Genomic DNA, 805 nt, shown 5'->3' with positions numbered 1-805 from the left:
TGCCTTCTTGCATTCTCCGATCGGCAAACTCAGTGACGACGATTGCACCATCCACCAGCATGCCGACCGCCATGATTAAGGCAAACAGCACCACGATGTTTACGGTAAGACCAAAAACAGAGAGAACTAACAGCCCCGTTAAGAAAGATCCTGGAATAGAAATCCCAAAAAAAAATGCCGTTCTTACCCCCAAGAACGCGATAATAACGATGACCACCAAAATGATTGCCGAGAGAATGTTGTTTTGCAGATCACTAAGCATTAGCTTGACATCATCCGACTGATCCCAAGTGTATTTAACCTGCAAATTACTTGGCCACTCTGCTCGCAGTTGCCCTTGAGCAATCACCTCTTTAACTAACGCGACGGTTTCAATAATGTTCTCGCCAGCACGCTTTTTCACGTCAAGCACAATGGCAGGCTCACCATCCAAGCGGGCAAAGCTTTCCGGATCACGAAACGCTCGGCGAACTGTGGCCACATCACCAAAGGTGATCACTTCTTTGCCATTCACTTTGATAGGCAATTCGAGAACATCTTTCAGAGAATCAAACACCGACGGAACTTTGACCGAAAAGCGCCCATATCCAGTATCGACAAAACCAGCCGCAACCACGCGGTTGTTTACTGCCATCAAGTTATAGATATCGGCCTGATCCAATCCATAGCTTTCCATTAAAAGCGGATCGACCACGATCTCGACAATATCTTCACGATCACCAGCAATATCGACTTCCAAGATCTGACGGAAGCTTTCTAATCTGTCACGCAACGTTCGAGCGATTTGAACACTGGTTCTCTCTGG

General features: G+C 46.8%; 1 pseudogene. It reads right to left on the bottom strand.

What is annotated here, in order from left to right:
- Nucleotides 1-805, bottom strand: a pseudogene (vmeK, locus tag R7R78_RS25495) (multidrug efflux RND transporter permease subunit VmeK); the annotation flags it as partial.

The sequence above is a fragment of the Vibrio sp. 2134-1 genome, assembly GCF_033339495.1.
Note: the sequence above shows the minus strand (reverse complement) of the source record. Positions and strands in the feature narration are given on the sequence as shown.